The sequence below is a fragment of the Aminomonas paucivorans DSM 12260 genome (assembly GCF_000165795.1).
Taxonomy (GTDB): domain Bacteria; phylum Synergistota; class Synergistia; order Synergistales; family Synergistaceae; genus Aminomonas; species Aminomonas paucivorans.
Genome location: NZ_CM001022.1, coordinates 711,649 through 736,913 on the forward strand (window position 1 = coordinate 711,649; position 25,265 = coordinate 736,913).

Sequence of the window (25,265 nt, forward strand, 5' to 3'; positions counted from 1 at the left end):
CCGATGTTCTCAGCCCTCTTCATCCGGCGCCCCATCCTCGCCTCGGTGCTCTCCATCGTCATCCTTCTGGCGGGGGGCATCGCCATGGTCACCCTTCCGGTGGCCCAGTTTCCGGACATCGTCCCCCCCCAGGTCCAGGTCTCCGCGGTCTACCCCGGGGCGGACCCGGAGGTGATCGCCCAGACCGTGGCGTCCCCCCTGGAGAACCGCATCAACGGGGTGGACGACATGATCTACATGAACTCCGTCAGCTCCGGCAGCGGCGCCATGACCCTGAACGTCACCTTCGCCATCGGCACGGACCCGGACCAGGCCACCATCAACGTGAACAACCGGGTGCAGATGGCCCTGTCCTCTCTGCCCGACGACGTGCGCCGCTACGGGGTGACGGTGCAGAAGGTCTCCCCCAACATGCTGCTCATGATCTCCCTGAACTCTCCCGACGGGCGGTACGACACCATCTACCTGAACAACTACGCCCTGGTGAACCTGGTGGACGACATGAAGCGGATCCCCGGGGTGGGGGACGCGGTGATCTACGGTTCCAAGGACTACGCCATGCGCGTCTGGCTGCGCCCCGACCGGCTGGCCCAGCTGAAGCTCACCCCCAGCGACGTGATCCAGGTGATCCAGGAGCAGAACTCCCAGTTCGCCGTGGGCCGCCTGGGGCAGAAACCCACGGAGGCCAACCTGGACCGGAACTTCCTCATGACCACCCGGGGACGCCTCTCCACCCCGGAGGAGTTCGAGAACATCATCCTGCGGGCCAACCCGGACGGCACGGTGCTGTACCTGAGGGACGTGGCCCGGGTGGAGCTGGGGGCCAAGGAGTACAACTTCGACGGCACCATGAACGGCAAGCCCACCATCCCCATCGGGATCATGCTGGCCCCCGGGGCCAACGCCCTGAAGGTGGCGGACCTGGTGAAGGAGAAGCTGGCGGAGCTGTCCCAGCGCTTCCCCCAGGGCGTGGTGGCCTCCATCCCCTACGACACCACGGAGTTCGTGCGCATCTCCATCGAGGAAGTGGTGAAGACCCTCATGGAGGCCATGGTGCTGGTGTTCCTGGTGGTCTTCCTGTTCCTCCAGAACTGGCGGGCCACCCTCATCCCCTGCCTGGCGGTCCCCGTCTCCATCGTGGGAACCTTCGCGGGGATGAAGCTCTTCGGGTTCTCCATCAACACCTTGACCCTCTTCGGCATGGTGCTGGCCATCGGGATCGTGGTGGACGACGCCATCGTGGTGCTGGAGAACGTGGACCGGCACATGGAGGAGGACCGACTTGCCCCCAAGGAGGCGGCCCTGAAGGCCATGGAGGAGGTGACGGGTCCCGTCATCGCCATCGTGCTGGTCCTGGCGTCGGTGTTCGTCCCCGTGGCCTTCATGGGAGGCATGACGGGGCAGATGTACAAGCAGTTCGCCATCACCCTGTCCGTGTCCGTGGTCATCTCGGGCTTCGTGGCCCTGACCCTCACCCCCGCCCTGTGCGGGATCCTCCTGAAGCCTCGGCATGGGGACGAGAAGTTCGTGCTCTTCCGCAAGTTCAACGAGGCCTTCGAGTCCCTGACCCGAAGCTACTCCGACGGGGTGCGGTTCCTCCTGCGGCACGTGGTCCTGGCCCTGGGGATCGTCCTGGCCCTGGGGGCCGCCACGGCGGGGGTCTTCCGCATGGTCCCCTCAGCCCTGGTGCCCGACGAGGACCAAGGGTACGCCATGGCCATGGTGCGCCTGGGGGACGGCATCTCCCTGAACCACACGGAGAAGGTGGTCCGGAAGTTCGACGCGGTGCTGGCCAAGGATCCCCTGGTGAAGGACACCATGACCTTCGCGGGGTACAACATGCTCTCCGGCACCCTCCAGTCCAACTACGGCACCTCCTTCATCATGCTCAAGGATTGGAAGGAGCGCCCCCGCCCGGACCAGAGTTCCTTCGCCTTCGTGAAGAACCTCCTGGCCAAGACCTGGGGCATCCCGGAGGGACAGGTGTGGGTCTTCAACCCGCCCCCCATCTCGGGGCTGAGCAACACCGGGGGCTTCGAGGGGTACCTGCAGGACCGCAGCGGCGGGGACGCTCTGGACCTGGGCAAGGCCACCAAGGCCTTCCTGGAGGCGGCCGCCAAGAGGCCGGAGGTCACGGGGCTGCGCACCACCTTCGCCCCCACCATCCCCCAGATGTTCGCCAACCTGGACCGCAACCGGGCCCGGGCCCTGGGGGTGCCCATCAACCAGGTCTTCGCCACCATGGCCAGCACCTTCGGGTCCTACTACGTCAACGACTTCGACAAGCTGGGACGGACCTTCCAGGTGCTGGTGCAGTCCGACGCCCCCTTCCGGGATCGGCCGGACGACCTGCGCTACGTCTACGTGCGCTCCAACAAGGGGGACATGATCCCCCTCCTCTCCCTGCTGGACCTCAAGCCTCGGCTGGGGCCGGAGGTGATGGAGCGGTTCAACGCCTTCCCCGCCGCCAGCGTCACCGGGGACCCGGCGCCGGGCTACACCTCCGGTCAGGCCATCCAGGCCATGGAGGAGGTCGCCCGGGAGGTGCTGCCCAAGGACTACACCCTGGCCTGGACCGGTTCGGCCTACCAGGAACAGGAAACGGGAAGCGCCACCGTAGTGGCCTTCGGCCTGGGGATCATCATGGTGTTCCTCATCCTGGCGGCGCAGTACGAGAAGTGGAGCCTCCCCCTGGCGGTGGTGCTGGCGGTGCCCTTCGCCCTCTTCGGAGCCATCCTGGCAGTCTGGCTCCGGGGTCTGGCCAACGACATCTACTTCCAGATCGCCCTGGTGACCCTCATCGGCTTGGCCTCCAAGAACGCCATCCTCATCGTGGAGTTCGCCCTGATGCGGCACCAGCAGGGCTTGAGCCTCTTCGAGGCGGCGGCGGAGGCGGCGCACCTGCGCTTCCGGCCCATCATCATGACCTCCCTGGCCTTCATCCTGGGGTGTCTGCCCCTGATGCTCTCCACGGGAGCGGGGTCCGCCAGCCGGCACTCCATCGGCACGGCGGTGGTGGGGGGGATGCTGGCGGCCACGGGGATCGCCATCTTCTTCATCCCCTCCTTCTTCGAGCTCATCATGAAGGCGACCCACGGGATCCACGGGGAACACGACCCGGCCGCTCCGGCGGACGGCAGCGGGGAGGCGAAGGCATGACCACCAGCGGACTCTTGGCGGCCCTGATCCTGGGGTCCTTCTTCCACCTGGACATGGGACCGGCCATGACCAAGCCGGTCACCGACGTGCCTGTCTCCTGGTCGGGCCCGGTCTCCGGGGACCTGATCACCCCCCGGACGGCCTGGTGGACCCTGTTCCGCGAGCCCGTCCTGGACCGGTGCGTGGAGGAGGCCTTCCGCAACAACCGGAACCTGGAACAGGCCCTGGCCCGGGTGGAACAGGCTCGGGCGGTGCTGGGAGAGACCCGGTCCCAGCAGTCTCCGGAGGTCAACCTCCAGGTGGAGGCGGCCCGGGCCCGGGTGATCGAGGGGGCCAACGGTTCCTCCAACCCCACCAACACCAACGACGTGCTGGGGGCGGTGTCCTACGAGGCGGACCTGTGGAGCAAGCTCCGCAAGGCCACCACGGCGGCCAAGCTGCAGCTCCTCTCCAGCGAGGCGGCTCGGGACACGGTGCGCCTTTCCCTGGCGGGGCAGGTGGCCAAGGCCTACTTCTCCCTCCGGGGGCAGGACCAGCAGCTTCAGATCGCCCAGGAAACCCTCCAGACCCGCAAGGAGGCCCTGGCCCTGCGGAAGCTCCTGTACGAAAAGGGCCGGACCAGCGAGTTGGACTACCGGCAGGACCAGTCGGAGACCGCCGTGGCGGCGGTGAAGGTGCGGCAGATGGAGAACGCCGTGGCCCGATCGGAGCACGCCCTGCTGGTGCTCATGGGGCGCAACCCCCAGGAGCAGGTGGCGAACCAGGTGACCCGGGGGGTCAGCCTGGACGCCCTGCCCCAGCCCCCGGAGATCCCCCCCGGGTTGCCCTCCCAGCTTCTGGAGCGGCGTCCGGACATCCGGCAGTCGGAACAGGACTACCTGGCAGCCCTGGCGAAGATCGGGGAGGCCAAGGCGGCGCAGTTTCCCACCCTGTCCCTCACGGGGCTCTTCGGCAGCGCCTCCCCGGAGCTGGAGGACCTCTTCACCGGGCCCACGGCCTGGGAGCTGGCGGGGAAGCTCCTCGCTCCCCTGGTGGACGGAGGCAAGCGCAAGTCCCGGGTGAAGAAGGCCGAAGCGGCGGCCCGGGAGTCCCTGGGGATCTACGACCAGACGGTTCGCACGGCCTTCCAGGAGACCCTGGATGCCCTGGTGGGCAACACCAAGGCCCAAGAGATCCTGACCCTCCAAACGGAGCAGGAGAAGGCCCAGAGCCGGGCCTACGAGCTGGCCAAGGCCAAGTACGAGGGGGGCTACGCCAGCCACCTGGACCTGCTGGACGCCCAGAGGCAGCTTTTTCAGGTGCAGCTGGACCTGGAGGGCTCCCGCACCGACCGCCTGAACGCGGTGGTGGACCTGTGCCTGGCCCTGGGGGGCGGCTGGGACACCGCCTCGGCGGACCAGACCCCGAAGGCCCAGGCCCCCAAGCCGTAGGGCCCTCGGCAGAAGAGGAAGACGCAAACGGCGGGGCGGGATCCGGATTCGGATCCCGCCCCGCTTGTCCTGTTCCCCCGTCCTAGACCTGTCCCGTCACGAAGACGTAGCCGTAGGTCTCGGGCCACCGGCGGCGCAGGTCGATCTCCTCCTGGATTCCCGCCAGCACCCCCAGGGCCTCCGGCTCCTCCTGGTACTTCTCCCGCAGGGCAGGAAGGCGTTTCCCCAGGGGGGTGTAGTAGGGTTCCCACCAATCCCCGTCGGGCTGGACGAAATGCCCCACGTTGCGGTAGCCCGCCGCCCGGAACAGGGCCGCGTTCTCCTCCGCGGAGAGTGCCTGGGGGTAGACCCGCTCCCAGAAGGTCCGCACTTCCTCCGGCAGGGGGCCTTCCGCCAGGAAGGCCTCGCTCAGGGCGAGCCACCCCCCCGGGCGCAGAAGTCTGCGCCATTCCGCCAGGGCGCGTTCCATCCCCAAGACGAAGACGATCCCCTCTCCCCAGACCAGATCGAAGCTGTGGTCCGGAAAGGGCAGGGCCGCCACGTCCCCCTGCACGGGGCGGATCCGGTCCTCCAGTCCCCGGGCGCGGGCCCGCTCCGTCAGGGTATCCAGGTAGTGCTGGTGCAGGTCCAGGGCCGTCACGGTCCCTCCGGTGGCCTCCGCCAGGAGCATCGCCACCGTGCCCTCCCCGCAGCCCAGTTCCAGGATCTCCGGGGCCTGGGGCAGGGAGCCCGCCAGAGCGAGGCCCCGAAGGGTGGTCTCCCGGGACCCCGGATTGAGCCGGGGCAGGTTCCGGAAGGCCTCGAAAAACACGTGCGTCGCAAGCGGCGTCGCGTCCATGGGAATGCCTCCTTTTCGTCGCAGAATGATGTCCGATTCCGAATAGCCCAGGGCCGCCAGGATCTGGTGGTGCAGCTCCGGGAAGGAGCGTTCCAGCTCCCGGTGCCAGAGGACCGCGTCCTCTCGGGAAAGCCCCGCCCGGGCGAACAGATCCACCCAGTCCTTCGGGGAGGGGGCCTCGCCCCCCGCCTCCCGGGACAGGAGGGAGCAGACTCGGGCCTGGCGGCGCCTCACCCGGCGCTGCTCCTCGTTGAGCGCCCGGAGCTGTTCCTCCAGCGCCCGGTCCAGCCCCTCCGGGTCGGGGCGGTCCAGCAGCTCCCGGATGGTCTGGAGAGGAAGGCCCGCCTCCCGGAAGGTGCGGATCCGCTCCAGACGCCGCAGGTCCGCCTCTCCGTAGAGCCGGTAGCCTCCCTCGGTGCGCCCGGAGGGAGAGAGGAGTCCCAGCCGTTCGTAGTGCATCAGGGTGCTCCGCCCCAGCCCCAGCCGCTTCGCCAGACTCCCGATGGTCTCCATGGGCATCCCCTCTTCCCGCGGGTGTGTCGGCCGACGGTTCCCCGCAAGGAAGAGCCTACAGGTTGTACCCGTGGACAGGTCAAGGGGTGTGCTAGCATGGCTTTGCGAAGGAAACGGAAGGGAGAAACGATCCATGCAGTATCGGACGCTCGGCAAAACGGGGCTTTCCGTGTCCGTCCTGGGGTTCGGCCTCATGAGGCTTCCCGTCCTGGACGGGGACCCGACCCGCATCGACAGGGACACGACGGAGCGCATGCTCCTTCGGGGCCTGGAGGGGGGGATCAACTACCTGGACACCGCCTACCCCTACCATTCCCGGAGCCTGGGGGAGGGGGGGCGCAGCGAGCCCTTCCTGGGGGACTTCCTCCACGCCCACGGCCTGCGGGACCGGGTGCATCTGGTCACCAAGCTGCCCCCGTGGATGGTGCGCACCCGGGAGGACATGGAGCGGCTCTTCGACCACCAGCTCCGGCGGCTGCGCACGGACCACCTGGACCTGTACCTGCTCCACGCCATGACCCTGGACCTGTGGCGGCACCTGGAGTCCCTGGGGGTGATCCCCTTCCTGGAGCAGCGCCTCGGGGACGGGCGCATCCGCCATGCGGGGTTCTCCTTCCACAGCTCCCCCGCGGAACTGTCCCTGCTCCTGGACGCCTGGGACCGATGGGAGGCGGTGCAGGTGCAGTACAACTACCTGGACCGGAACTTCCAGGGGGCGGAGAGGGCCCTGAGCCTGAGGGAGCGGTACGGCTTCGGCGTGGCGGTGATGGAGCCCCTCAAGGGGGGCAATCTGGGGGACCGCATGCCCGACCCCATCCGGGAGATCTTCCGGGATGCGGGGCTTTCCGGCAGCCCCGCCCGGGCCGCCCTGCGCTGGCTCTGGGACCAGGAGGGGGTGGCCGTGGTCTTGAGCGGCATGTCCACCCCGGAGCAGGTGGAAGAGAACCTGGTGGCGGCGACGGAGGCCCGGAGCAACTGCCTTTCCCCGAAGGAGAGGGGGGCCTACGAGGCGGTTCGGGAGGCCCTGAGCACCCGGATTCTGGCGGGGTGTACCTCCTGCGGCTACTGCCTGCCCTTCTGTCCTGTGGGAGTGCAGATCCCCATGAACCTGGCCCTGCTGAACGACCTGTACCTGGTGGCCGGGCACAAGGTTCCGACCATGGATCGAAGCCTCATGAAGGCCTACTACGGTCCCTTCATCCGTTACGATCGTCTGCTTCCTTCGGAGAGGGCGGAGGCCTGCGTGGGCTGCGGGGCCTGTGCCGCCCACTGTCCCCAGGGCCTGGACCTCCCGGGTCTGCTGGCCCGGGCGGCGGAGGCCCTGCGGGAGAGGTGACCCGCCTCTCGTTGGGGGATCCCACAAGCCGGACCCCCGGCGGCGGGAGACGATACGGTCGCATGGTGCCGGATGCGGAAGCTCAGGGGCGCGTTTTTCGAAGGGGGGAGCATCCCTTTATCGTACCTTCGGCGGAGGCTGTCCCCGTCGACTCCCAGGTCCGGTTCCTTGCCTCAAGGAGGAAGCCATGGCGAAAACGGAGCGGTCCCCCTACCGTCCTCAGGTCCACTATTACTCTCCCCGGCTGCAGGCCCGACTGCTGTACATCCGCAGTTTCTGCACCACCTTCGTGGAGGCCCCGTCGGGAGCGGGGTTCCTCCCGGGAACCGTGACGGGGGAGCTGGTCCTCGATGGGACAAGCCCCGAAGGGGGGGGCTATCGTTACCTGTTGCGGGTGACGGGGCGGGTGGCCCAAGGGGGACTGGAGACCTCCGCCCTCACCTCCCTCCGCTACCGGCTCTCGGAGGACGCGGCGGAACGGGACGTTCCCCTGCCCGAAGGGGGGCTGCTGGTGAAGGACATGCGGGTCTCCGAGGCCAGCCCCACACCCCTTCGGGGCGGTTCCGGAGGCGGCTGTAACGGAGGTTTCGGGCCCCTGTGCCTGCTCCTCCTTCCGGCCTTGGGGGTCCTGCGCCGCCGGTAAGAAAGAGAAGGAGGGCCTCCCTTGCGGGGGGCCCTCCTTCGTCGGGGCGTCTAGTATTCCGTCTGGGGTTTGAAGGTCTCCAGGTAGCGGATCTGCCCGTTCTTGAACTGAAGCATGGCGGCGGGCTTGTTCAGGGGGTTGTTGTTGGTGGGGTCCAGGGTGAGGGTGAAGTGGAGAAGCTTCAGGTTCTTGGTGCTGGCCAGGGCGTCCCGCACCGCCGGCCCTTCGGGCTTTTTCGCCCGTTTGATGGCGTCGGCGATCCAGTAGAGGATGTCGTACCCCGCCACGGTGTTCACCACCTCCGTGGGGGCCTGGCCGAAACGCTTGGTGTACTTCTCGATGAGGGGGCGGATCTTCGGGTCGTCGAAGCTCAGGTGGTACACCCAGTAGCTGCCCTCCATGGCGGGGCCGGCGATCTCGTGCATGTTGTTGCTGTAGCCGTCCCCTCCGATGAAGTAGGGTTTCCAGTCCAGCTCGTGGGCCTGCTTCATCATCAGGGCCATTTCCTTGTACAGGTCCGGCATCACCAGGGCGGTGGCGCCGCTCTGCTTGGCGTTGGTGAGCTGGGCCCGGAAGTCCACGTCCCCGCTGCGGTACTTGAAGCTCTCCACGGTGCCCCCCAGGCCCTTGAAGGTCTTGATGAAGTATTCTGTCATCCCCTCGGAGTAGTCGCTGCCCACGTCGGAGAGGATGGCGGCCTTGCGGACCCCCAACTTCTTGTACAGGTACTCCGCCATGACCTTCCCCTGGTAGGGGTCGGTGAAGCAGATGCGGAAGGAGTAGGGGCGGGCCTTTTTGGTCTTCGGGTCCACCGTCACGAAGGGGTTGGTGGCGAAGGAGCCGATCTGGGGCACCTTCCCCTGGGCGGCGATGGGGGCGGTGGCGATGTTGATGCCGCTGTAGTTGGCCCCGCCGATGGCCACTACCTTGTCCACGGTGATCATCCGGCGCACCGCGTTGATGGCGTCCTCCGGGCGCCCCTTGGCGTCGTAGACCACCAGGGCGAGGGGACGGCCCAGGACGCCGCCCTTCTTGTTGATTTCCTCCACCGCCAGGATGGCTCCGTTCTGCTCGTGCTGCCCCCAGGAGGCGCCCTCTCCGGTCAGGTTCGCCAGATACCCCACCTTGATGGGATCGGCGGCACAAGCCGCCGAGGCTGCGAGGACCAGAAGACCGAGGACCAGTGCTGCGAGGAAACTCTTCTTCATGCGTACGACCTCCCCTGAACGGAATGTGGATATGGCGCAAAGTATAGTGGGAATCGTCCGAATGGGTCAACGTCGTCACCTCATGAGTGAGGGGTGAGTCTTCGCGTCCCCCTTCGGTTGTGCCCCCTGGTTTTCGATGGGAGAATGAGGGCCGGAGGTGAGGTTTCGATGCAAGAACGTCCGGTGTGGCTTTGCGGGGCAAAGGTATGGACCGGTTCGGGTGCTCCGGAGGGGAGAGATCTGCCCTCTTCCCTGCTGTTCGATGCGGGACGGGTGGCGGCGGTGGGGACGGAAGAGCAGGTGGGGACCCACCCTGCGGCGGCCCGGGCGGAGCGCCTGGACCTGAAGGGTGCCACGGTGCTCCCCGGGCTGACGGACGGTCATGCCCACCTGACCTCCTTCGCCAAACAGCGGGAGGCCCTGGACCTGGGGGAGTGCGCCTCCCTGGGGGAGGTTCTGGGGCTCCTTCGGGCCAAGGCCCGGGAGCTGGAGGCGGGGGCCTGGATCCACGGGGTGCGGTTCTGCGATCCCCGCTGGACGGAAAACCGCCTGCCCACCCGCCAGGATCTGGATTCCCTGGACATTCCCAACCCGGTGTTCCTCACCCGGGTGTGCACCCACGTGCAGGTGGCCAACACCGCGGCGCTGCGGGCCGCGGGGATGGACCCGGCGGACGCCCCCGACGGCATCCTCCACGAGACCGCCGCTTACCCGGTGATCCAGGCCTTCGACGCTTGGCAGACCGGCGCGGGGGTGGGGGGGCTGGTGGAGGCGGCCTGTCGGGACTACCTGCGCTTCGGGGTGACGGAGGTGCACACCTGCAGCGCCCTGGAGTACGGCATGGGGGAGAGCCTGGGGCTCTTCCAGTCCCTCCGCAGGCAGGGACGGCTCCCCCTTCGGGTGCTGCTGTACGCGGACACCCCCCCCTCCTGGGAGATGCAGAGCGGTTTCGGGGACGACTGGGTGCGCTACGGGGGCTTCAAGTTTTTCCTGGACGGCTCCCTGGGGGGACGCACCGCTTGGCTTTCGACGCCCTATGCCGACGATCCCTCCACCTGCGGCGTGCCGAACCACGACCCGGACGAGATGGTGGAGAAGGCCGTGGCGCTGCACCGGGGGGGCGTCCAGATGCTCATCCACGCCATCGGGGACGCCGCCCTGGACCTGGCGATCCGGGCGGTGCGGGAGGCCAACGCCCAGGGACCCAACCCTTGCGGCCTGCCTCATCGGCTGAACCACGTGATGATCTGTCGGGACGACCAGCTGGAGGCCCTGCGGGGCATGGACCTGGCCCTGGACGTGCAGCCCTCCTTCCTGCCCAGCGACCTGGCCATGGCCAAGACCCGGCTGGGAGAGGAGCGGGCGCGTTGGGGGTACCGCTGGCGGGACTTCGTGGACCTGGGGGTTCCGGTGAGCGCCTCCAGCGACAGCCCCGTGGAACCCATCAGTCCCTTCCGGGGCATGTGGAGCGCCCTGTGCCGCACGGAGGCCGACGGAACCCCGGCGGGCGGCTGGTGTCCCCGGCAGAGCCTCTCCCTGGACCAGGCCCTGCGGCTCTTCACGGTGAACCCCGCCCGGGCGGCGGGGGAGGAGGGTAGGCGAGGGGTGCTGCACCCCGGGGCTTGGGCGGACCTGAGCATCCTGGACGCGGATCTCTTCTCCCTGCCTCCGGAGGCTCTGAGGGATCTGGAGGTCCGACGGACCTACGTGGGTGGAGAACTGCGCCACTCCCGGGGCTAGAACCTCCCGGAGGGGGTGGGCGAGCGGGGCGGCCCCATGGGGCCGCCCCGCTCCTTTTGTGCCGGGAGGCGAAGCCCCGGGGGTTCTTTGATCGTTTGATGGTCAGACAGGGGGTAAACCCCGTGAAAACCCGTCGAATGACCGGGCATGGGGGTTTACAAGGCCGGAGGAGGGGGTAGAATTAGATCAATCGAGTGATTGAAACGAGGAGGTGCGTCATGAGCGAGACGTTGTGGGATTGGGGGCCCGAGGACGGCGTCCTCTTCTCCCGGTCTCGGGAGGGGGATTCGCAGAAGGAGCGGCTTCTGGAGGCGGGGGTGACCCTGTTTGCCCGGCAGGGCTTCGAGGGGACGTCCATCCGGGACCTGGCCAGGGAGGCGGGGTGCAACAGCTCTCTCGTGTCCTACCACTTCGGGAGCAAGGAGGGGCTCTATCGGGCGGTGCTCCAGGGACACTTCGACGTCCTCATGGAGAACCTGGAGGTCCTCAAGGGGCGAGACGAGCCCCCCATCCGCCGGCTGGTCTCGGTGTGCCGACTCGTCATGGGGATGCACCGGCGCTACCCCCATCTCTGGCCTCTGGTCCTGCGGGAGATGCAGCGCCCCACGGATGCTCTGACGGAGATGTTCCAGCGTGCGGTGGCCTGTCTGGCGGGGTACGTGATGGAGACCCTGCGGGAGGGGATCCGTCAGGGGCTCTTCCGGGAGGATCTGGTGCCGGAACACGGGACCCTGGCCCTGGCGGGGATGCTCAACTTCTATTTCCTCTCGGAGCCCGTTTCGGGGTTTCTCATCCCTCGCGGTCCCGAGACGGACGAGATCTACGCCCAGCAGGTGCTGGCCCTGTTTCTGGACGGGGTGCGGCTCCCGGAGGAGGACGGACGATGAAACGGCGAGCCCTGGCGCTGGGGGTGCTGGTCCTTCTGCTGGGCGGAGGCGCCTGGTGGTGGCACCGGAGGGAGACGCAACGGGCGGAAGAGGAGCGGGTCGTCCGAGCGACGGGCACCGTGGAGGTGACCCACGGGGACGTGACCTGCCGCGTCGCCGGGACCCTGAAGTGGCAGAAGCTGGCCGAGGGAAGCCGCGTTGCCGCAGGGTCCCCGGTGGCCTTCGTGGAGGTGCCCCAGATGGAGGCCCAGACCCGTCGGGACCGGGCGGCCCTGGAGAGGAACCGGGCGGTGCTGGCGGACCTGGAGGCCGGGGCCCGGGGACAGGAGCTTCGGGAGGCCCGGGCGAACGTGCGGGCTCAGGAGGCCCGGGCGGCCCATGCCCTGGCGGACTGGAAGCGCATGCGGACCCTCTTTGACGAGGGGGTGGTGGCCCAGGCCGACCTGGACCGGGTTCGGGAGGTTCGGGACGTGACGGCGGGGAACCTGGAGGCGGCGAGGCAGCGGCTGGCTCTCCTGGAAGCGGGGACCCGGGAACAGACCCTCCAGGCTCAGCGCCTGGAGGTGAAGCGAGCGGAGGCGGTGGTGGAGATCGACGAGGCTCTGCAAGGAGACCAGACGGTCCGGGCTCCTCTCTCCGGGGTGGTGCTCTCCCGGAACCGGGAGCCCGGGGAATACGTGGTCCCCGGTTCGGTGCTGGCCACGGTGGGGGATCTGGAGGACTGCTGGGTGCGGATCTACGTGGCTTCCACCCAACTGGGGCGGGTGCGTCTGGGGCAGACGGCTCGGCTGAAAGTGGACTCCTATCCCGACCGGACCTTCCGGGGGAAGGTGACGGAGATCGCCCAGGAAGCGGAGTTCACCCCCCGGCAGACCCTTACCCAGGAGGAGCGGGCGAACCTGGTGTTCTTCGTGAAGGTGAAGATCGAAAACCCCCAGGGCATCCTCAAGCCCGGTCTGCCCGTGGACGTGGAGCTGCCGTGAGCGACGCCCCGGTGCTGGCGTTTCGAGGGGTGGTCAAGCGTTTCGGGAGCCGGGAGGCCCTTCGGGGGGTGGACCTGGAGGTGCGGCGCGGGGAGATCTTCGGCCTTCTGGGGCCCGACGGGGCGGGAAAGACCACCCTCCTTCGGGTGGGGCTGGGGCTTCTGGAGGCGGAGGAGGGGGAGACGGTCCTCCTGGGAGGGGCGACCCGAGGGCGGGACCGGGTGGGCTATGTGCCCCAGCGGTTCAGCCTCTATCGGGACCTCTCGGTGAGGGAAAACCTGTGCCTTTTCGGGGCCCTGTACGGTGCGAAGCGGAAAATCGTCGAGGAAAAGGGGAAGGAGATCCTGATCAAGACCGACCTTTGGCCCTTCCGGGATCGCCTGGCGGATCGGCTCTCCGGGGGGATGAAGCAGAAGCTGGCCCTGGCGGCGGGGCTGATGCACCGGCCAGAGCTTCTGGTGCTGGACGAGCCCACCACGGGGGTGGACCCGGTGTCCCGGAGGGAGTTCTGGGAACTCCTCTACGCCCTCCACGAAGAGGGGCTGACGGTGCTGGTCTGCACCCCCTACATGGACGAGGCGGAGCTGTGCACCCGCCTGGGTTTCCTCCACCAGGGGGCCCTGCTGCGGGCGGGTACGGGAGAGGAGCTTCTGTCGGGCTATCCCTGGCGCATCCTGGAGGTGGAGATGGGGGGGCGGGACGGGGAGGTCCTGCGGGTCCCGGGGGTCCGGGAGGTGAACGCCTTCGGGGAACGGTACCACCTGGTGACGGGGGACCCGGAGGAGGTCCGGCGACGCCTGGAGGCTTCCGAAAACGGGAAGATCCGGGGGGTGCGGGAGATCCCCCCGACCCTGGAGGACCTCTTCGTCCACCTGGCGGAGGAAGCCTCGTGAACGCCGTAGAGACCCGGGGCCTGACGAAGCGCTTCGGTTCCTTCGTCGCCGTGGACCGCCTCACCCTGGAGGTCCCGGAGGGCGGGGTCTTCGGCTTTCTCGGTCCCAACGGATCGGGGAAGTCCACCACCATCCGGATGCTCTGCGGTCTGTTGGAACCCACCTCCGGGGAGGGGCGGGTGCTGGGGTTCGACGTGGGGCGCAGCCCCCGGGAGATTCGGGAACGCATCGGCTACATGTCCCAGAAGTTCAGCCTCTACGAAGACCTGACGGTGGAGGAGAACCTGGCCTTCTACGCGGGGCTCTACGGCCTTGCGGGGGACGAGAAGTCCCGGAGGATGGGGGAGATGATCGCCCTGGCGGGGCTGGAGGAGCGTCGCTCCGACAGGGTGGCCCACCTGTCCGGGGGGTGGCGGCAGCGACTGGCCCTGGGAAGCGCCATCCTGCACCGCCCCCGGATGCTCTTCCTGGACGAGCCCACGGGAGGGGTGGATCCCCGGGCCCGGCGGCTGTTCTGGGACATCATCTACGACCTGGCTCGGGAGGGCACCACGGTTCTGGTGACCACCCACTTCATGGACGAAGCGGAGCACTGCGACCGGGTGGGCTTCCTCTACGAGGGGGAGCTGGTGGCCTGCGGGACCCCCAAGGGGCTGAAGGAGGCGTTTCCCGGGCGGTTGCTGGAGGGGGTCTGCCCCTCTCCTCTGGAAGAGGTCCGGCGGCTGCGCCGGGAAGGGGGGCCCCTGGTGCGGGACGCTTACGTCTTCGGAAGGCGTTTTCGGGTGGTGCTGCCCCCGGATGCCCCGTCGGACGCGGCCCGGTCCCTGGGGTGCGGGGTCTCTCTGGCGGAGGTGTCTCCCTCCCTGGAGGACCTGTTCGTGCGCACCGTGGTGCGCCGTCGGGAGGAGAGAAAGGAAGGGGTGGAGCCATGGGGCGCCTGAAGGCCCTGCTGGTGAAGGAGTTCATCCAGATGCGCCGGGACCGGCTGACCTTCGCCATGATCATCGGCATCCCGGTGATCCAGCTGCTGATCTTCGGGTTCGCCATCAACACGGAGGTGAAGCACCTGCCCACGGCGGTGTTCGACCAGTCCCTGAGCCGGGAGGGACGGGAACTGCTGGACGCCTTCGTGGCCAGCGGCTATTTCGACGTCCAGGAGGTGGCGAAGAGCTACGGGGAGATGAACGAGGCGGTGGAAAGCGGGCGCTGCAAGGTGGGCATCGCCTTGCCCCCGGATTTCGCCTCCCGTCTGGGGCGGGGGGAGCCCGGGGAGGTTCAGGTGGTGGTGGACGCCTCGGACTCCATGTCCGCCTCCTCCGCCATCGCGGCGGCCCAGATGCTGGGGATGGTGCGTTCCCAGCGGGTGCAGGCCCGGACCCTCCAGTCCCTGGGGATCCGGGGGGCGCGGGGGACCTACGACGTACGGGTCCGGTCCTGGTACAACCCGGATTTCGTCTCCTCCTGGTACATGGTGCCGGGGATCCTGGGGGTGATCCTCATCATGACCCTGGTGATGGTCACCTCCATGGCCATCGTCCGGGAGCGGGAGCTGGGGACCCTGGAACAGCTTCTGGTGACCCCCGTCCACCCCTGGGAGCTGCTGGTGTCCAAGATCGTGCCCTACATCTTCATGGGCTACGCCCAGACCACCCTGGCCCTCGCGGTGGGGGTGCTGGTGTTTCGTCTGCCCGTCCGGGGGAGCCTGGGGCTGTTCTACGCCCTCATGTCCTTCTACATCGTGGCCTCCCTGGCTCTGGGCATCCTCATCTCCAGCGCCGTGAAGACCCAGATGCAGGCCATGCAGCTGTCCTTCTTCATTTTCCTCCCCAGCGTGCTGCTGTCGGGGTTCATGTTTCCCCGGGAGGCCATGCCGCCGTTCTTTCGCGCCCTGGGGGCCCTGCTCCCCATCACCCACTTTTTGGTGATCGCCCGGGGAATCATCCTCAAGGGGCTGGGGATCTCCTTCCTCTGGGCTCCCGTGGGGGTCCTCCTGGCCTTCATCGTCGTGGTCTTCACCCTGAGCGTGCTGCGCTTCCACACCAAGTTGGAATGAGGATGCGTCCTCCCCCTGCCTCGGTGTATCCTTGCGGGAGAACGGCCAAACGGGGGGATGTTCATGAGGGCATGGAGAGGTCTGATCCTGGCGGCCCTGGCGATCCTTGGCGGAAGCCTCCGCGCGGAGGCGGTGGATTGGGGCGGGCTTCATTGGAGCTGGAACGCCCCGGAGGGGGGGCGCTACGAGGTCCTTCCCGGGGCCAAGCTGAGCCTCAAGGCCCCCTTCGGCTCCCGGCTGGCCCCCTTTCGCCGGGAGAGCGCCCTGCTCTTCACCCGGACCGTTCCGGACAACGATTTCAACCTGCGGACCCGGGTGCGCATCGCCGGGGAGGATCGGGTCTCCGGCAGCGCCTACGGCCTGATCCTGTGGAACGGGGCGGTGGATCGGGGGAAGGCTCAGTGGATCGCCTTCGGCCCTGAGAACCGGGGAGAGGGGACCCTCTCCGTCCGGGGGTGCTGGAAGGGCGGGGCGGACGGCAAGAAGGTCCTGCTGAAGCTGCCCTACTCCCGACCGGGGGTCTCCCTCCAGGTGCTGCGTCGCGACCGGAACACCTACGTCTTCTCCTTCGCTCCGGAGGCGGGGGACGGCTGGGTGGAGGCGGGGCGGCTCTCCTGCCCGGTGGTCTTCGACCGGGTGGGGTTCTTCGTGGAGTCCGATCAGGACGAGGCGACGCTGGTCTTCTCGGAGTTCGACTGGCGCATCGCCGTGGGCAGTCAGGGCGAATAGGGCTGCCCGCCGGGGCGGGCTTGCCAGGTTCGGGGGTTTTTTGGTAAGGTTCCGTCATCACAAAAGAGTTGGGCCTCCGAGCCCGGGCAGCCTAAAGGGGAAACCCCATGGCGCCGGGACGTTAGGGTGCAGGGGGAAACCGCTGTGCCTCCCTTTCGGAAAGGAGGAACCGGAACGATGCGTCGGGCCGGCTCCTTGCCATGGGGGCCGGCCCTTTTGTGAGCGTACCCTCTCATTGGAGGGGGAAGGTCCCCCAACCTTCCCCCTCCCCCCTTGTTGGACGCATCGTTTCCTCCATGGCCAAGGGAGGGGACTGTTGGTGCGATACTTTATCGGCTTCGACGACACGGACATCCTGGAGGCGGACCGGGGTACCGGCAAGTTGGCTCGTTGGTTTGCCTGCTCCCTCCCCGAAGGGTTCCGTTCCCTGGGGGTGCTGCGCCAGCAGCTCCTGGTAGACCCCCGCATTCCCTACACGTCCCACAACAGCGCCGCCTGCGTTGTGGCGGAGTCGGAGGACCCCGAGAGCGTCCCTCTTCTGGTGGAGGCTGCCGTCGGGCATCTGGCGACGCACTTTCTGGAAGGGAGCGACCCGGGGCTTTGCGTGGCCTCCGAGGTGGCGGACTGGGCGTGCCTGGAGGATTTCGGGCGACGGGCCGCCGGGGAGGTGCTTTCCCAAAAGGCGGCCCGGGAGGCGGCCCGGGGGGTGCATCTGTCCGCCCACGGGGGTACCGGGGACGGGATCATCGGGGCCCTGGCGGCGGTGGGGCTCACCCATCGGGGCTGGACCGGGCGGTACGTGGAGTTCGGCGGGCTGAGGGAGATCCCGCAGGAGGTCTCGGTGGGGGAACTTGCCGCCCGGGGCATCCGGGTGGCGCCGCTGGATCGGGACGCCACGGTCCCTCGGGAGGCGGACCGGGTGCTCCACGAGGGGTGGCTTCGCCCTCGCCTGCTGGGGGGGGTGCCGGTGCTCCCCGTGACCCCGGAAGGGCCGGGATGCTGGCGTTTTGCCGATCCCCGGAGGCGGGCTCCCGATGGGGGTAAGGCGCAGGGATGAGGCGAGAGCGCCTTGGGTTTGACGTGTCGGTGGTGTATTCTGGTAGAGCGACGCAATCCTAGAAAAGAGGGGGTCGTCTCATGAAAGGGACCATTTTCTACCGGGAACGGCGGAAGATCGAGGAAGGGGAGCGCAAGCCCCGCTTCCGGGTGGTGGCGGTGTCGGGGGCGGACCTGAAGGTCTTCGCCACCCACCTCCGCATGGAGGAACTCCGGGCCCTGGCGGCGGCGGTGGGGGCGGAACTGATGCCCCTGGAGGCCGGAGGCGGGGAGGAAGGGCACGAGCACCGGCGCAAGAAGAACGGCTGCTGCGAGCAGTAGTCGCGAGGGGGAGGGGGCCGGAGTCCCCTCCCCCGGGAACGCTTCGGAGGGAGGATCGGCCATGTCCCTGGTTCGGGACCGAGACGGCAAACGACTGCACATCAAGAGCGTTCTCATGGGGGAAAGTCTGGTCTCCCGAGATCTTCCGGACAAGCTCCACCTGGCGCCCCAGGCCCGCCTCTTTCCGGACGTGAACGTCCTCAAGATCGGCGGCCAGTCCATCTGTGACCGGGGGGCCAAGGCGCTCCCGGGGATCATCCGGGAGCTGGTGGCGGCCAAGTCCCGGCACCGGATGCTCCTGACCACCGGGGGCGGCACCCGGAGCCGCCACATCTACACCATCGGCCTGGAGCTGGGGATGCCCACGGGGATCATCGCCAAGTTCGGCAGCTCCATCTCAGAACAGAACGCCCTGCTGGTGGCCATGCTCCTTTCTCCCTGGGGGGGCATCAAGATCGGCCACGACGAGCTGGTGAAGCTCTCCAGCTATTTCGCCCAGGGGTGTCTCCCCGTGATCCACGGGATGCCTCCCTACGACTACTTCGCCCTGCCCGCCCCGGGGCGCATCCCCCTGCACCGCACCGACGTGGGGACGGTGCTCCTGGCGGACCTCATCGGGGCGAAGAGCTGCATCTTCGTGAAGGACGAACGGGGGCTCTTCACCGACGACCCGAAGAAGGATCCCGCGGCGGAGTTCATCCCCGAAATCGGGGCGGGGGAGCTGATGGAACGGGACCTCCCGGACCTGGCGGTGGAGCGGCCCTGTCTGGAGATCCTCCGGCAGAGCGAGGTGCTGGAGCGCATCCAGATCGTGAACGGCATGGAAGAGGGCCAGATCACCCGAGCCTTGGAGGGAGAACCCGTGGGCACGGTGATCCGCAAGGAATAGAAGAGCAAGGCGTTTCCACCCCCGGGGATCCCCGGGTTGTTCGACCCCGAGCCGCAGGCCCTACCGGGAATCAACCCCACGGGTCGCGGCCGACAGGGTGGCGCGGGAAACGGCGCCGCCTTCCAGCGAGAAGGGGTTGCTTCGTACCGGTTCTTGTCGAACCGAAGGGTTGCCTTCCCTTCCTCCGCTGGCGTACGGAGGCTTCCCCGGAGCACCGGGGTGCGTCTCATACACCATTCCACACAAGGAGGAGTCCTTCATCATGCGCAAACACAAACGATTGACCTTCGTCCTGGCCCTGGCGGCCCTGTTGGCGGTCACGGCGGGAGCGGCGGTTGCCGCCAAGGCCCCGGTCCTGCGGATGGCCACCACCACCAGCACGGACAACACGGGGCTGCTGGACTACCTGGCCCCCCTGTTCCAGAAGGACACGGGCATCGAGATCCAGTGGGTCTCCGTGGGCACGGGCAAGGCCCTGGAGTACGGACGCAACGGGGATGTGGACGTGGTGCTGGTGCACGACCCCGACGCGGAGAAGAAGTTCGTGGCCGACGGGGCGGGGGTGAACCGTCGCCAGGTCATGTACAACGACTTCGTGATCCTGGGTCCCAAGAGCGATCCTGCGGGGATCAAGGGGATGAAGGTCGAGGACGCCATGAAGAAGATCGGGGAGAAGCAGGCCCCCTTCGCCAGCCGGGCGGACAAGTCGGGGACCCACATGGCGGAGCTGAAGCTCTGGAAGGCCGCGGGCATGGGCGTCCCGGACAAGCAGAACTGGTACATCCAGACCGGTCAGGGCATGTTGGAGACCATCAACGTGGCGGGGGAACGGAAGGGCTACGTCCTGGCGGACCGGGGCACCTTCATCAAGTACGAGGCCAACTTCAAGGGCAACCCGCCCCTGGTGATCCAGGTGGAGGGAGACCCGAACCTGCGGAACCAGTACAGCGTCATCGCCGTAAACCCCTCCAAGTGGCCCGGGGTGAAGTACGACCTGGCCCTGAAGTACATCAACTGGCTGGGAAGCCCCAAGACCCAGAAGGCCATCGGGGACTACAAGCTCATGAACAAGCAGCTTTTCTTCCCCAACGCCAAGCAGTAGGGACGGGATCGCCTGCCCCGGGGCCTCCTGCGGGGCCTCGGGGCTTCGAGGAGAGGACGGGACATGGACTTTCTGTCGGAGGGATTCTTCCAGGCCTTCGGGCTGATCTTCTCGGGGAACGAGGAGACCTGGACCACCGTGCTGATCACCCTGAAGCTCACGGCCCTGTCCATGGCGGCCACCCTGGTCCTGGGGCTGCCTCTGGGGTTTCTCCTGGGGTACTTCGACTTTCCCGGCAAGAGGTGGGTGCGCATGACCGTGGACACCCTGCTGGCCCTGCCCACGGTGGTGGTGGGGCTCCTGGTGTACGCCTTCATCTCCAATCGAGGGCCCTTCGGGGAGTGGCAGCTTCTGTTCACCATCCGGGGCATGGCCATCGGCCAGACCCTGTTGGCCCTGCCCATCGTGGTGGCCCTCACCGCCTCGGCCATCGAGGGGTTGGACCGGCGGCTGCGCCTCACCCTGCTCACCCTGGGGGCGGACGGGCGAAGGCTCGCCCTCTCCAGCCTTTGGGAGAGCCGCTACCAGGTGCTCCTGGCGGCGGTGACCGCCTACGGCCGCATCATCGCCGAGGTGGGGGTCTCCATGATGCTGGGGGGCAACATCAAGTGGCACACCCGGACGATCACCACCGCCATCACCCTGGAGACGGGAAAGGGGGACTTCGCACTGGGCATCGCCCTGGGGCTCCTTCTCCTCTCCCTGTCCTTCGTCCTCAACGCCAGCCTTTCCCTGCTCCGCCGCCGGGCGGAGTCCTGACGGATCATCGGTACGCCAAGGAGGTCGTTCGCTCATGAAAACGAAGATCTGCAAGCGTTTTGCCCTGCCCTTCCTGGGAATCGCAGTCCTCTCCCTACTGGCTGCCTTCCCTGCCCTGGCGGGGGAGGTGAAGATGTCCAGCACCATCGGCCCCATCGACGCGGGCATCGTCCCGGCGCTGGTTCAGGCCTACGAGAAGAAGACCGGGGACCGGGTGGTCTTCGAGGGCGCCGGGACCGGCGCCACCCTGGAGAAGGCCAAGACGGGGAACTTCGACCTGGTGATGGTGCACGCCCGGAAGCTGGAGGACCAGTTCGTGAAGGAAGGTTTCGGGGTGGATCGGCGAGACGTGATGTTCAACGACTTCGTCATCCTGGGCCCCGCCGAGGACCCCGCGGGGATCAAGGGGATGAAGGACGCCGCCGGGGCCTTCAAGAAGCTTGCCACCTCCGGGGTGGTCTTCTTCACCCGGGGGGACAACTCCGGGACCCACGTGAAGGAGATGGAGGTCTGGGCCAAGTCCGGGGTGAACCCCCAGTGGGAGAACTACACCACCTTCTCCCTGGGCAAGCTGGGCAACAAGGCCACCACTGCCTTCGCCAACAAACGGAAGGCCTATCTCCTCATGGACCGGGCCACGGTGCTCACCATGGGCAAGGAGAACAAACTGGCGATCCTGGTGGAGGGTGACCCGATCCTGCGCAACGAGATCGCCGTCATCGCCGTGAATCCCTCCCGGTTCCCCAAGGTGAACGCCGCCGGGGCCAAGGCCTTCATGGATTGGCTGGTGTCCGACGAGGCCCAGACCCTCATCAAGGACTTCGGGGTGGAGAAGTACAAGCAGCCCCTCTTCTTCCCCAACTCCGACTCCTGGAAGAAGAGCCACTAGACCGAGGGTCGAACCGGGAGACGTGCCGACGAGTCCGCTTCGGGAAGCGCCCCGGTCTGTCCGCCGGGGCGCTTCCCGTGGAGGCAGGCGGGTCTTTGGGGATGGTAGACTGCACGAGGAACCCTGCGCCTTGAAGGGTGCGGAGGAGGTCGGAACATGGAGACGCGAGCGGCGATCCGGGAGGAAGGCATCCCTGCGGCGCCCCCCCTCTTCGAACTGCGGGACGTGGAGTTCGCCTACGGAGGCCGGACGGTCCTGTCCCTCCGGCACCTGGCCTTTCCCCAGGGTGCGGTGGTGGGGCTGGTGGGGCCCAACGGCAGCGGGAAGAGCACCCTCCTCAAACTGCTGGCCCTGCTCCTGGCCCCGACCCGGGGGCAGCTTCTCTACGGGGGACAGGTCGCTGCGGGACGGGAGGGGGAGCTGCGCCGGGAGGTGACCCTGCTCCTCCAGGAGCCCTTCCTGCTGAAGCGGACGGTGTTCGAGAACGTGGCCTACGGCCTGCGGACCCGAGGGCTGGTGGAGGGTGTTTCGGAGCGGGTGGAGGAGGCCCTTTCCCTGGTGGGGCTGTCGCCGAAGCGCTTCGCCTCCCGACAGTGGTACCAGCTTTCGGGAGGCGAGGCCCAGCGGGTGAGCCTGGCCTCCCGCCTGGCCCTGCGCCCCCGGGCGCTGCTGCTGGACGAGCCCACCGCCAGCGTGGACGAGTCCAGCGCTCTGCTCATCAAGGAAGCGGTGGTGGCGGCCTCCTCGGAATGGGGCACCACCCTGGTGGTGGCCACCCACGACCTGGTGTGGCTCCACGAGGTGGCCACCGACGTGGTGAGCCTCTACCGGGGGCGGGTGGCGGGACACGGGGCGGAGAACCTCATCCAGGGGTCCTGGGTCCTGGACCCCGCGGGGGGGCTGCGCCGCCCCCTGGCGGACGGTCAGTGGATCCGTGCCCTGGGACCCGAGGGGAGCGACGAGCCTCCCTCCGTGGGGATCCTGGGTCCCTCCGACGTGACCCTGGCCACGGAGAAACCCTCCCACCTCTCCGCCCAGAACCTGCTGCAGGGGCAGGTGACCCACATGGCCCTGGAGAACGGTTCCGGACGGGTCCTGGTCTCGGTGAACGTGGGAGGGCTGCTCCTCAAGGCGAGGGTGACTCCCGAGGCGGTCCTCTCCCTGGGGCTGCACCCGGGGCTGGAGGTCTGGGCGATCTTCAAGGCCACGGCCCTGCGCTGGCTTTAGGGGGCCGGGGAAGCCGGAAGGGGAAACGGGTATACTGACAGTCGGGGAATCCCCAAAGCGGCCCCTGGGCCCTCGGAGGTGTTCCATGGATCTATACGTGCGACTGCTCGGCCTGCCCCGCATCGTCCTGGACGGAGAGCCGGTGCATTTTCCCTTCCGCAAGCTGGAGGCCCTGGCCCTGACGGTCTTCGACCAGGGGGACGTCACCCGGGATCGGCTCTGCTCCCTCCTCTGGGGGGACAAGGGAGACCCGGGGGCCCGGAAGAACCTGCGCAACGGGCTGTACGTCCTCCGGCGCCTTCTCCCGGAGGAGGTCGTCCAGATGGACCGGACCCGGGTCTGGGTCTCCCGGGAGGCCCCCTTGCGTCTGGATCGGACCCTGCTCGGGCGCTTCGAGAGCCTTTCGGACGAACAAAGGGAGGTCCTGGGACGTCCCTTCCTGGAGGAGTTCGACCTGGAGGACGCCCCGGTCTTTCGGGATTGGGTCCAGGGGCGACGGGAGGAATACCGTCGGGACTACCTGGAACGGGTGAAACGCTACGCCCAGACCCTCCTGGATCGGCAGGACCCCGCGGGGGCCACCCGCTGGTTCGAGCGCATCCTGGCCCTGGACCCCCTGGACGAGGAGGCGGTGCGACAGCTCATGCGCCTGTACCACGCCTCGGGGTGGGCTGCTGGTCCCCTGGGGGTCTACGAGGCGTTGAGCGAGCGCCTGACCCGGGAATACCAGACCGGACCGGCCCCGGAGACCCGGGATCTCTACCGGGAGATCCTGGCGACGGGGCGTTCCCCGGAGACGGACTTCCACGGCATCGCCGTCCCTCCGGAGAGGAGCGTTCGGCGCGACGGGGCTCCCTCCCAAGAGCTGCCCCCCTCCTGGCGGGATCGGGAGGGGCTCCGGTGTCTGGAGTCTTGGGAGCGTTCCCCCCGGCCCCGACTGGTGCTTCGGGGGGAGGAGGGATCGGGGAAGCGGTTTTGGGCGGACCGGCTGGTTCGGCTTCTGGGGCTGGAGAAAGCTCCCGTGGCCCGTCTGGTGGGGCGACCGGGACCGGGGGCCGATCCCGGCGAGGCCCTGACGTCCCTGTGGCCTCCCCGGGAAGCCCTGTTCGGAGGTGCCCTGGAGGAGGGGACCCTCCGGCCGGGGGCGCTGGCGGCCCGGGCGAGGGCCCGGCTGGAGGAACAGGGTGTTCGAGTCTTGGTGGTGGAGCGGTTCGACCTGCTGGATCCCCTGTCTCGGGACGCCCTGCTGGATTTGGAGGCCTCGTCCTGGGACGGAGGCTGGATCGTCACGGAAGGGACGGGGGGCCCCGCCTTCCCCCGGGGGACCCGAATCGACCTGGACCCCCTGGACCGGGGGCAGATCGAGGGGATCGGGGCGGCCATGAAGGTTTCCCTTTCCCCGGAGGATTCGGAGCGGCTCTGGACCGCCACAGGAGGCAACCCCCTGCGGGTCCGTCAGGGCCTCGACCTGCTGCGCCAGGGGGCGTCCCTTCCCGGGGGCGGCCCCTTCTCCTGGGCCCCTCCCCTCCCCCGGCGGAAGGGAAGGGGCTTCCTGGAGCGTCTTGCCCTGACCCCTCGGGGAGAGCTTCTGGAAAACCTGGGGGCGGAGGCTCGGGCCCTCGGTCTGGCCGGCCTCCTGCGGGACGGCTGGCTCCGGGAGGACCGAGACGCCCGGGGGCGGTGCTGGGTGGCCGTCGCCCGGGAGAGGGATCGCCTGGACCTTCTCGCCTCCCTGGGACGGCCTGCCCTGATCCTGGAGCATCGCGCCGCATGGAAGGACTGGGCCCGACAGGCCCGGCGAAACCCCCTGGACGGGGGGTTGTGGGAGCGGGCGGCTTTCCACGCCCGGGAGGGGGAGGAACCCGACGGGCTCCTGGAGGCTCGTGTCCGGGGGCTCTGGGCTCGGGCGCTCCTCTGGAGCCTCCCCTGGCCTCCCCTGGAGGACCCGACCCTGCGGGGGGGCATCCCTGCGGTCGAAGGGCCCGGGCGGGAAGAGGCGGAGGAGCTGCTGCGCCGGGCGGAGGAGCACATCCTGGGGTTGGGATCCACGGGGCGACGGCGGGGATGGGAGCCCCTTCTCCTGGGAGTTCGGGGATTCGCGGTCCCCGGGCCGGAGGGGCGGGAATCCCTGGAACGGGGGTGGGCCCTGGCCCTGCGCCTGGAAGATGGGGAGACCGCGGGCTGCCTTGCCCTGGGGGCGGCGGAACGGGCTTGGGAGGAGGACGAGGCCCCGGCTCTCCGGGGGATTCTGGATCGGTTCTTCCGGTCTCCTGCGGCGAGGTGCGCCCCGTCGGCCACGGGGCACTTCCTGCGCCTTGCGGGGATGCAGGCGGAGCGGGAGGGGCGTCGGGGAGCCGCAGAGGCCTACCGGAGGGGTGCCTGGGGCTGGTTCTGCCGACGGGAGCGCTTCGGTGCGGGGCAGACCCTGGGAAGGTTGGCGGCGGGGCTGGACCTGGCAGAGGCCCTGGCCCGAGGGGGAAGGGCCGAGGAGGCCCGGTCCCTGGCGGAGGAGCTGGCGACCTTGGCCCGAGAGAGGGGCGTCCGGCGGGGAGCGGACCGGCTGGCGGCCCTTCTGGAAGGGACGGACTGACGGGGCGGGCGCTCCCGCCC

Annotated in this window: 21 protein-coding genes and 2 riboswitches; of the genes, 19 read left to right on the forward strand and 2 right to left on the reverse strand. The window is 68.4% G+C overall.

Going from position 1 to position 25,265, the window contains the following annotated elements; translation table 11 throughout:
• The first annotated feature begins 3 nt into the window (after positions 1–3).
• Both APAU_RS03150 and APAU_RS03155 read left to right on the forward strand, forming a co-directional pair.
• Positions 4–3,159, forward strand: coding sequence for an efflux RND transporter permease subunit (locus tag APAU_RS03150; protein WP_006300227.1), 3,156 nt, complete (start codon positions 4–6; stop codon positions 3,157–3,159).
• On the forward strand, positions 3,156–4,589 hold the full coding sequence (locus tag APAU_RS03155; RefSeq protein WP_006300228.1) for an efflux transporter outer membrane subunit: 1,434 nt from the start codon (positions 3,156–3,158) through the stop codon (positions 4,587–4,589). Before APAU_RS03150 ends, APAU_RS03155 begins: the two co-directional genes overlap by 4 nt.
• 82 nt (positions 4,590–4,671) lie before the next feature.
• Here APAU_RS03155 and APAU_RS12465 read toward each other — a convergent pair whose 3' ends face one another.
• The gene (locus tag APAU_RS12465; protein ID WP_006300229.1) at positions 4,672–5,940 is read right to left on the reverse strand and encodes a methyltransferase domain-containing protein; all 1,269 of its coding nucleotides are present in this window, start codon (positions 5,938–5,940) and stop codon (positions 4,672–4,674) included.
• A 133-nt stretch (positions 5,941–6,073) separates the two neighbouring features.
• Between APAU_RS12465 and APAU_RS13250 the strand changes: the two genes are divergently transcribed.
• Together APAU_RS13250 and APAU_RS03170 are read left to right on the forward strand one after the other, a co-directional pair.
• Positions 6,074–7,276: an aldo/keto reductase gene (locus tag APAU_RS13250; protein WP_006300230.1), complete on the forward strand. Its 1,203-nt coding sequence runs from the start codon at positions 6,074–6,076 to the stop codon at positions 7,274–7,276.
• Positions 7,277–7,463: 187 nt separating this feature from the next.
• Entirely contained in the window at positions 7,464–7,919 is a 456-nt protein-coding gene (locus tag APAU_RS03170; RefSeq protein WP_006300231.1) for a Synerg-CTERM sorting domain-containing protein, read from the forward strand.
• 50 nt (positions 7,920–7,969) lie between these two features.
• Here the strand turns inward: APAU_RS03170 and APAU_RS03175 are convergent, their stop codons facing one another.
• Entirely contained in the window at positions 7,970–9,127 is a 1,158-nt protein-coding gene (locus APAU_RS03175) for an ABC transporter substrate-binding protein (RefSeq protein ID WP_006300232.1), read from the reverse strand.
• Positions 9,128–9,295: 168 nt separating this feature from the next.
• Between APAU_RS03175 and APAU_RS03180 the strand changes: the two genes are divergently transcribed.
• The 15 genes from APAU_RS03180 (at position 9,296) to APAU_RS14560 (ending at position 25,245) form a co-directional block, all read left to right on the forward strand.
• Positions 9,296–10,867 carry an amidohydrolase gene (locus tag APAU_RS03180; protein WP_006300233.1) on the forward strand — a complete coding sequence of 524 codons (1,572 nt, stop codon included), beginning with the start codon at positions 9,296–9,298 and terminating at the stop codon, positions 10,865–10,867.
• Between the two features lie 218 nt (positions 10,868–11,085).
• The gene (locus APAU_RS03185; RefSeq protein ID WP_006300234.1) at positions 11,086–11,754 is read left to right on the forward strand and encodes a TetR family transcriptional regulator; all 669 of its coding nucleotides are present in this window, start codon (positions 11,086–11,088) and stop codon (positions 11,752–11,754) included.
• Positions 11,751–12,737, forward strand: coding sequence for an HlyD family secretion protein (locus tag APAU_RS03190; RefSeq protein WP_006300235.1), 987 nt, complete (start codon positions 11,751–11,753; stop codon positions 12,735–12,737). The genes APAU_RS03185 and APAU_RS03190 overlap by 4 nt, the downstream gene beginning before the upstream one ends.
• Positions 12,734–13,630: an ABC transporter ATP-binding protein gene (locus APAU_RS03195; protein WP_006300236.1), complete on the forward strand. Its 897-nt coding sequence runs from the start codon at positions 12,734–12,736 to the stop codon at positions 13,628–13,630. The genes APAU_RS03190 and APAU_RS03195 overlap by 4 nt, the downstream gene beginning before the upstream one ends.
• Positions 13,627–14,571 carry an ABC transporter ATP-binding protein gene (locus APAU_RS03200; RefSeq protein ID WP_006300237.1) on the forward strand — a complete coding sequence of 315 codons (945 nt, stop codon included), beginning with the start codon at positions 13,627–13,629 and terminating at the stop codon, positions 14,569–14,571. The genes APAU_RS03195 and APAU_RS03200 overlap by 4 nt, the downstream gene beginning before the upstream one ends.
• Positions 14,559–15,683, forward strand: a complete 1,125-nt coding sequence (locus tag APAU_RS03205; protein WP_006300238.1) for an ABC transporter permease — start codon at positions 14,559–14,561, stop codon at positions 15,681–15,683. Before APAU_RS03200 ends, APAU_RS03205 begins: the two co-directional genes overlap by 13 nt.
• Positions 15,684–15,746: 63 nt before the next feature.
• Positions 15,747–16,412 (forward strand): hypothetical protein, encoded by a 666-nt coding sequence (locus APAU_RS03210; protein WP_006300239.1) that lies wholly within the window; start codon positions 15,747–15,749, stop codon positions 16,410–16,412.
• Positions 16,413–16,474: 62 nt separating this feature from the next.
• Positions 16,475–16,594, forward strand: a riboswitch (molybdenum cofactor riboswitch).
• Between the two features lie 134 nt (positions 16,595–16,728).
• Entirely contained in the window at positions 16,729–17,469 is a 741-nt protein-coding gene (locus tag APAU_RS03215; RefSeq protein ID WP_156789418.1) for a hypothetical protein, read from the forward strand.
• Between the two features lie 80 nt (positions 17,470–17,549).
• Entirely contained in the window at positions 17,550–17,789 is a 240-nt protein-coding gene (locus tag APAU_RS13505; RefSeq protein ID WP_006300241.1) for a hypothetical protein, read from the forward strand.
• A 61-nt stretch (positions 17,790–17,850) separates the two neighbouring features.
• A complete protein-coding gene (locus tag APAU_RS03225) occupies positions 17,851–18,678 on the forward strand; it encodes an amino acid kinase family protein (RefSeq protein WP_006300242.1) in 828 nt (275 codons plus the stop codon).
• A gap of 32 nt (positions 18,679–18,710) precedes the next feature.
• Positions 18,711–18,830, forward strand: a riboswitch (molybdenum cofactor riboswitch).
• Between the two features lie 110 nt (positions 18,831–18,940).
• On the forward strand, positions 18,941–19,780 hold the full coding sequence (locus APAU_RS03230) for a substrate-binding domain-containing protein (RefSeq protein ID WP_006300243.1): 840 nt from the start codon (positions 18,941–18,943) through the stop codon (positions 19,778–19,780).
• A gap of 63 nt (positions 19,781–19,843) precedes the next feature.
• Positions 19,844–20,539, forward strand: coding sequence for an ABC transporter permease (locus APAU_RS03235; protein WP_006300244.1), 696 nt, complete (start codon positions 19,844–19,846; stop codon positions 20,537–20,539).
• Positions 20,540–20,573: 34 nt separating this feature from the next.
• Entirely contained in the window at positions 20,574–21,428 is an 855-nt protein-coding gene (locus APAU_RS03240) for a substrate-binding domain-containing protein (RefSeq protein WP_006300245.1), read from the forward strand.
• 156 nt (positions 21,429–21,584) lie between these two features.
• Positions 21,585–22,655, forward strand: a complete 1,071-nt coding sequence (locus tag APAU_RS12930) for an ATP-binding cassette domain-containing protein (protein WP_006300246.1) — start codon at positions 21,585–21,587, stop codon at positions 22,653–22,655.
• Between the two features lie 85 nt (positions 22,656–22,740).
• Positions 22,741–25,245 carry an AfsR/SARP family transcriptional regulator gene (locus APAU_RS14560; protein ID WP_006300247.1) on the forward strand — a complete coding sequence of 835 codons (2,505 nt, stop codon included), beginning with the start codon at positions 22,741–22,743 and terminating at the stop codon, positions 25,243–25,245.
• The last annotated feature ends 20 nt before the right edge of the window (positions 25,246–25,265 follow it).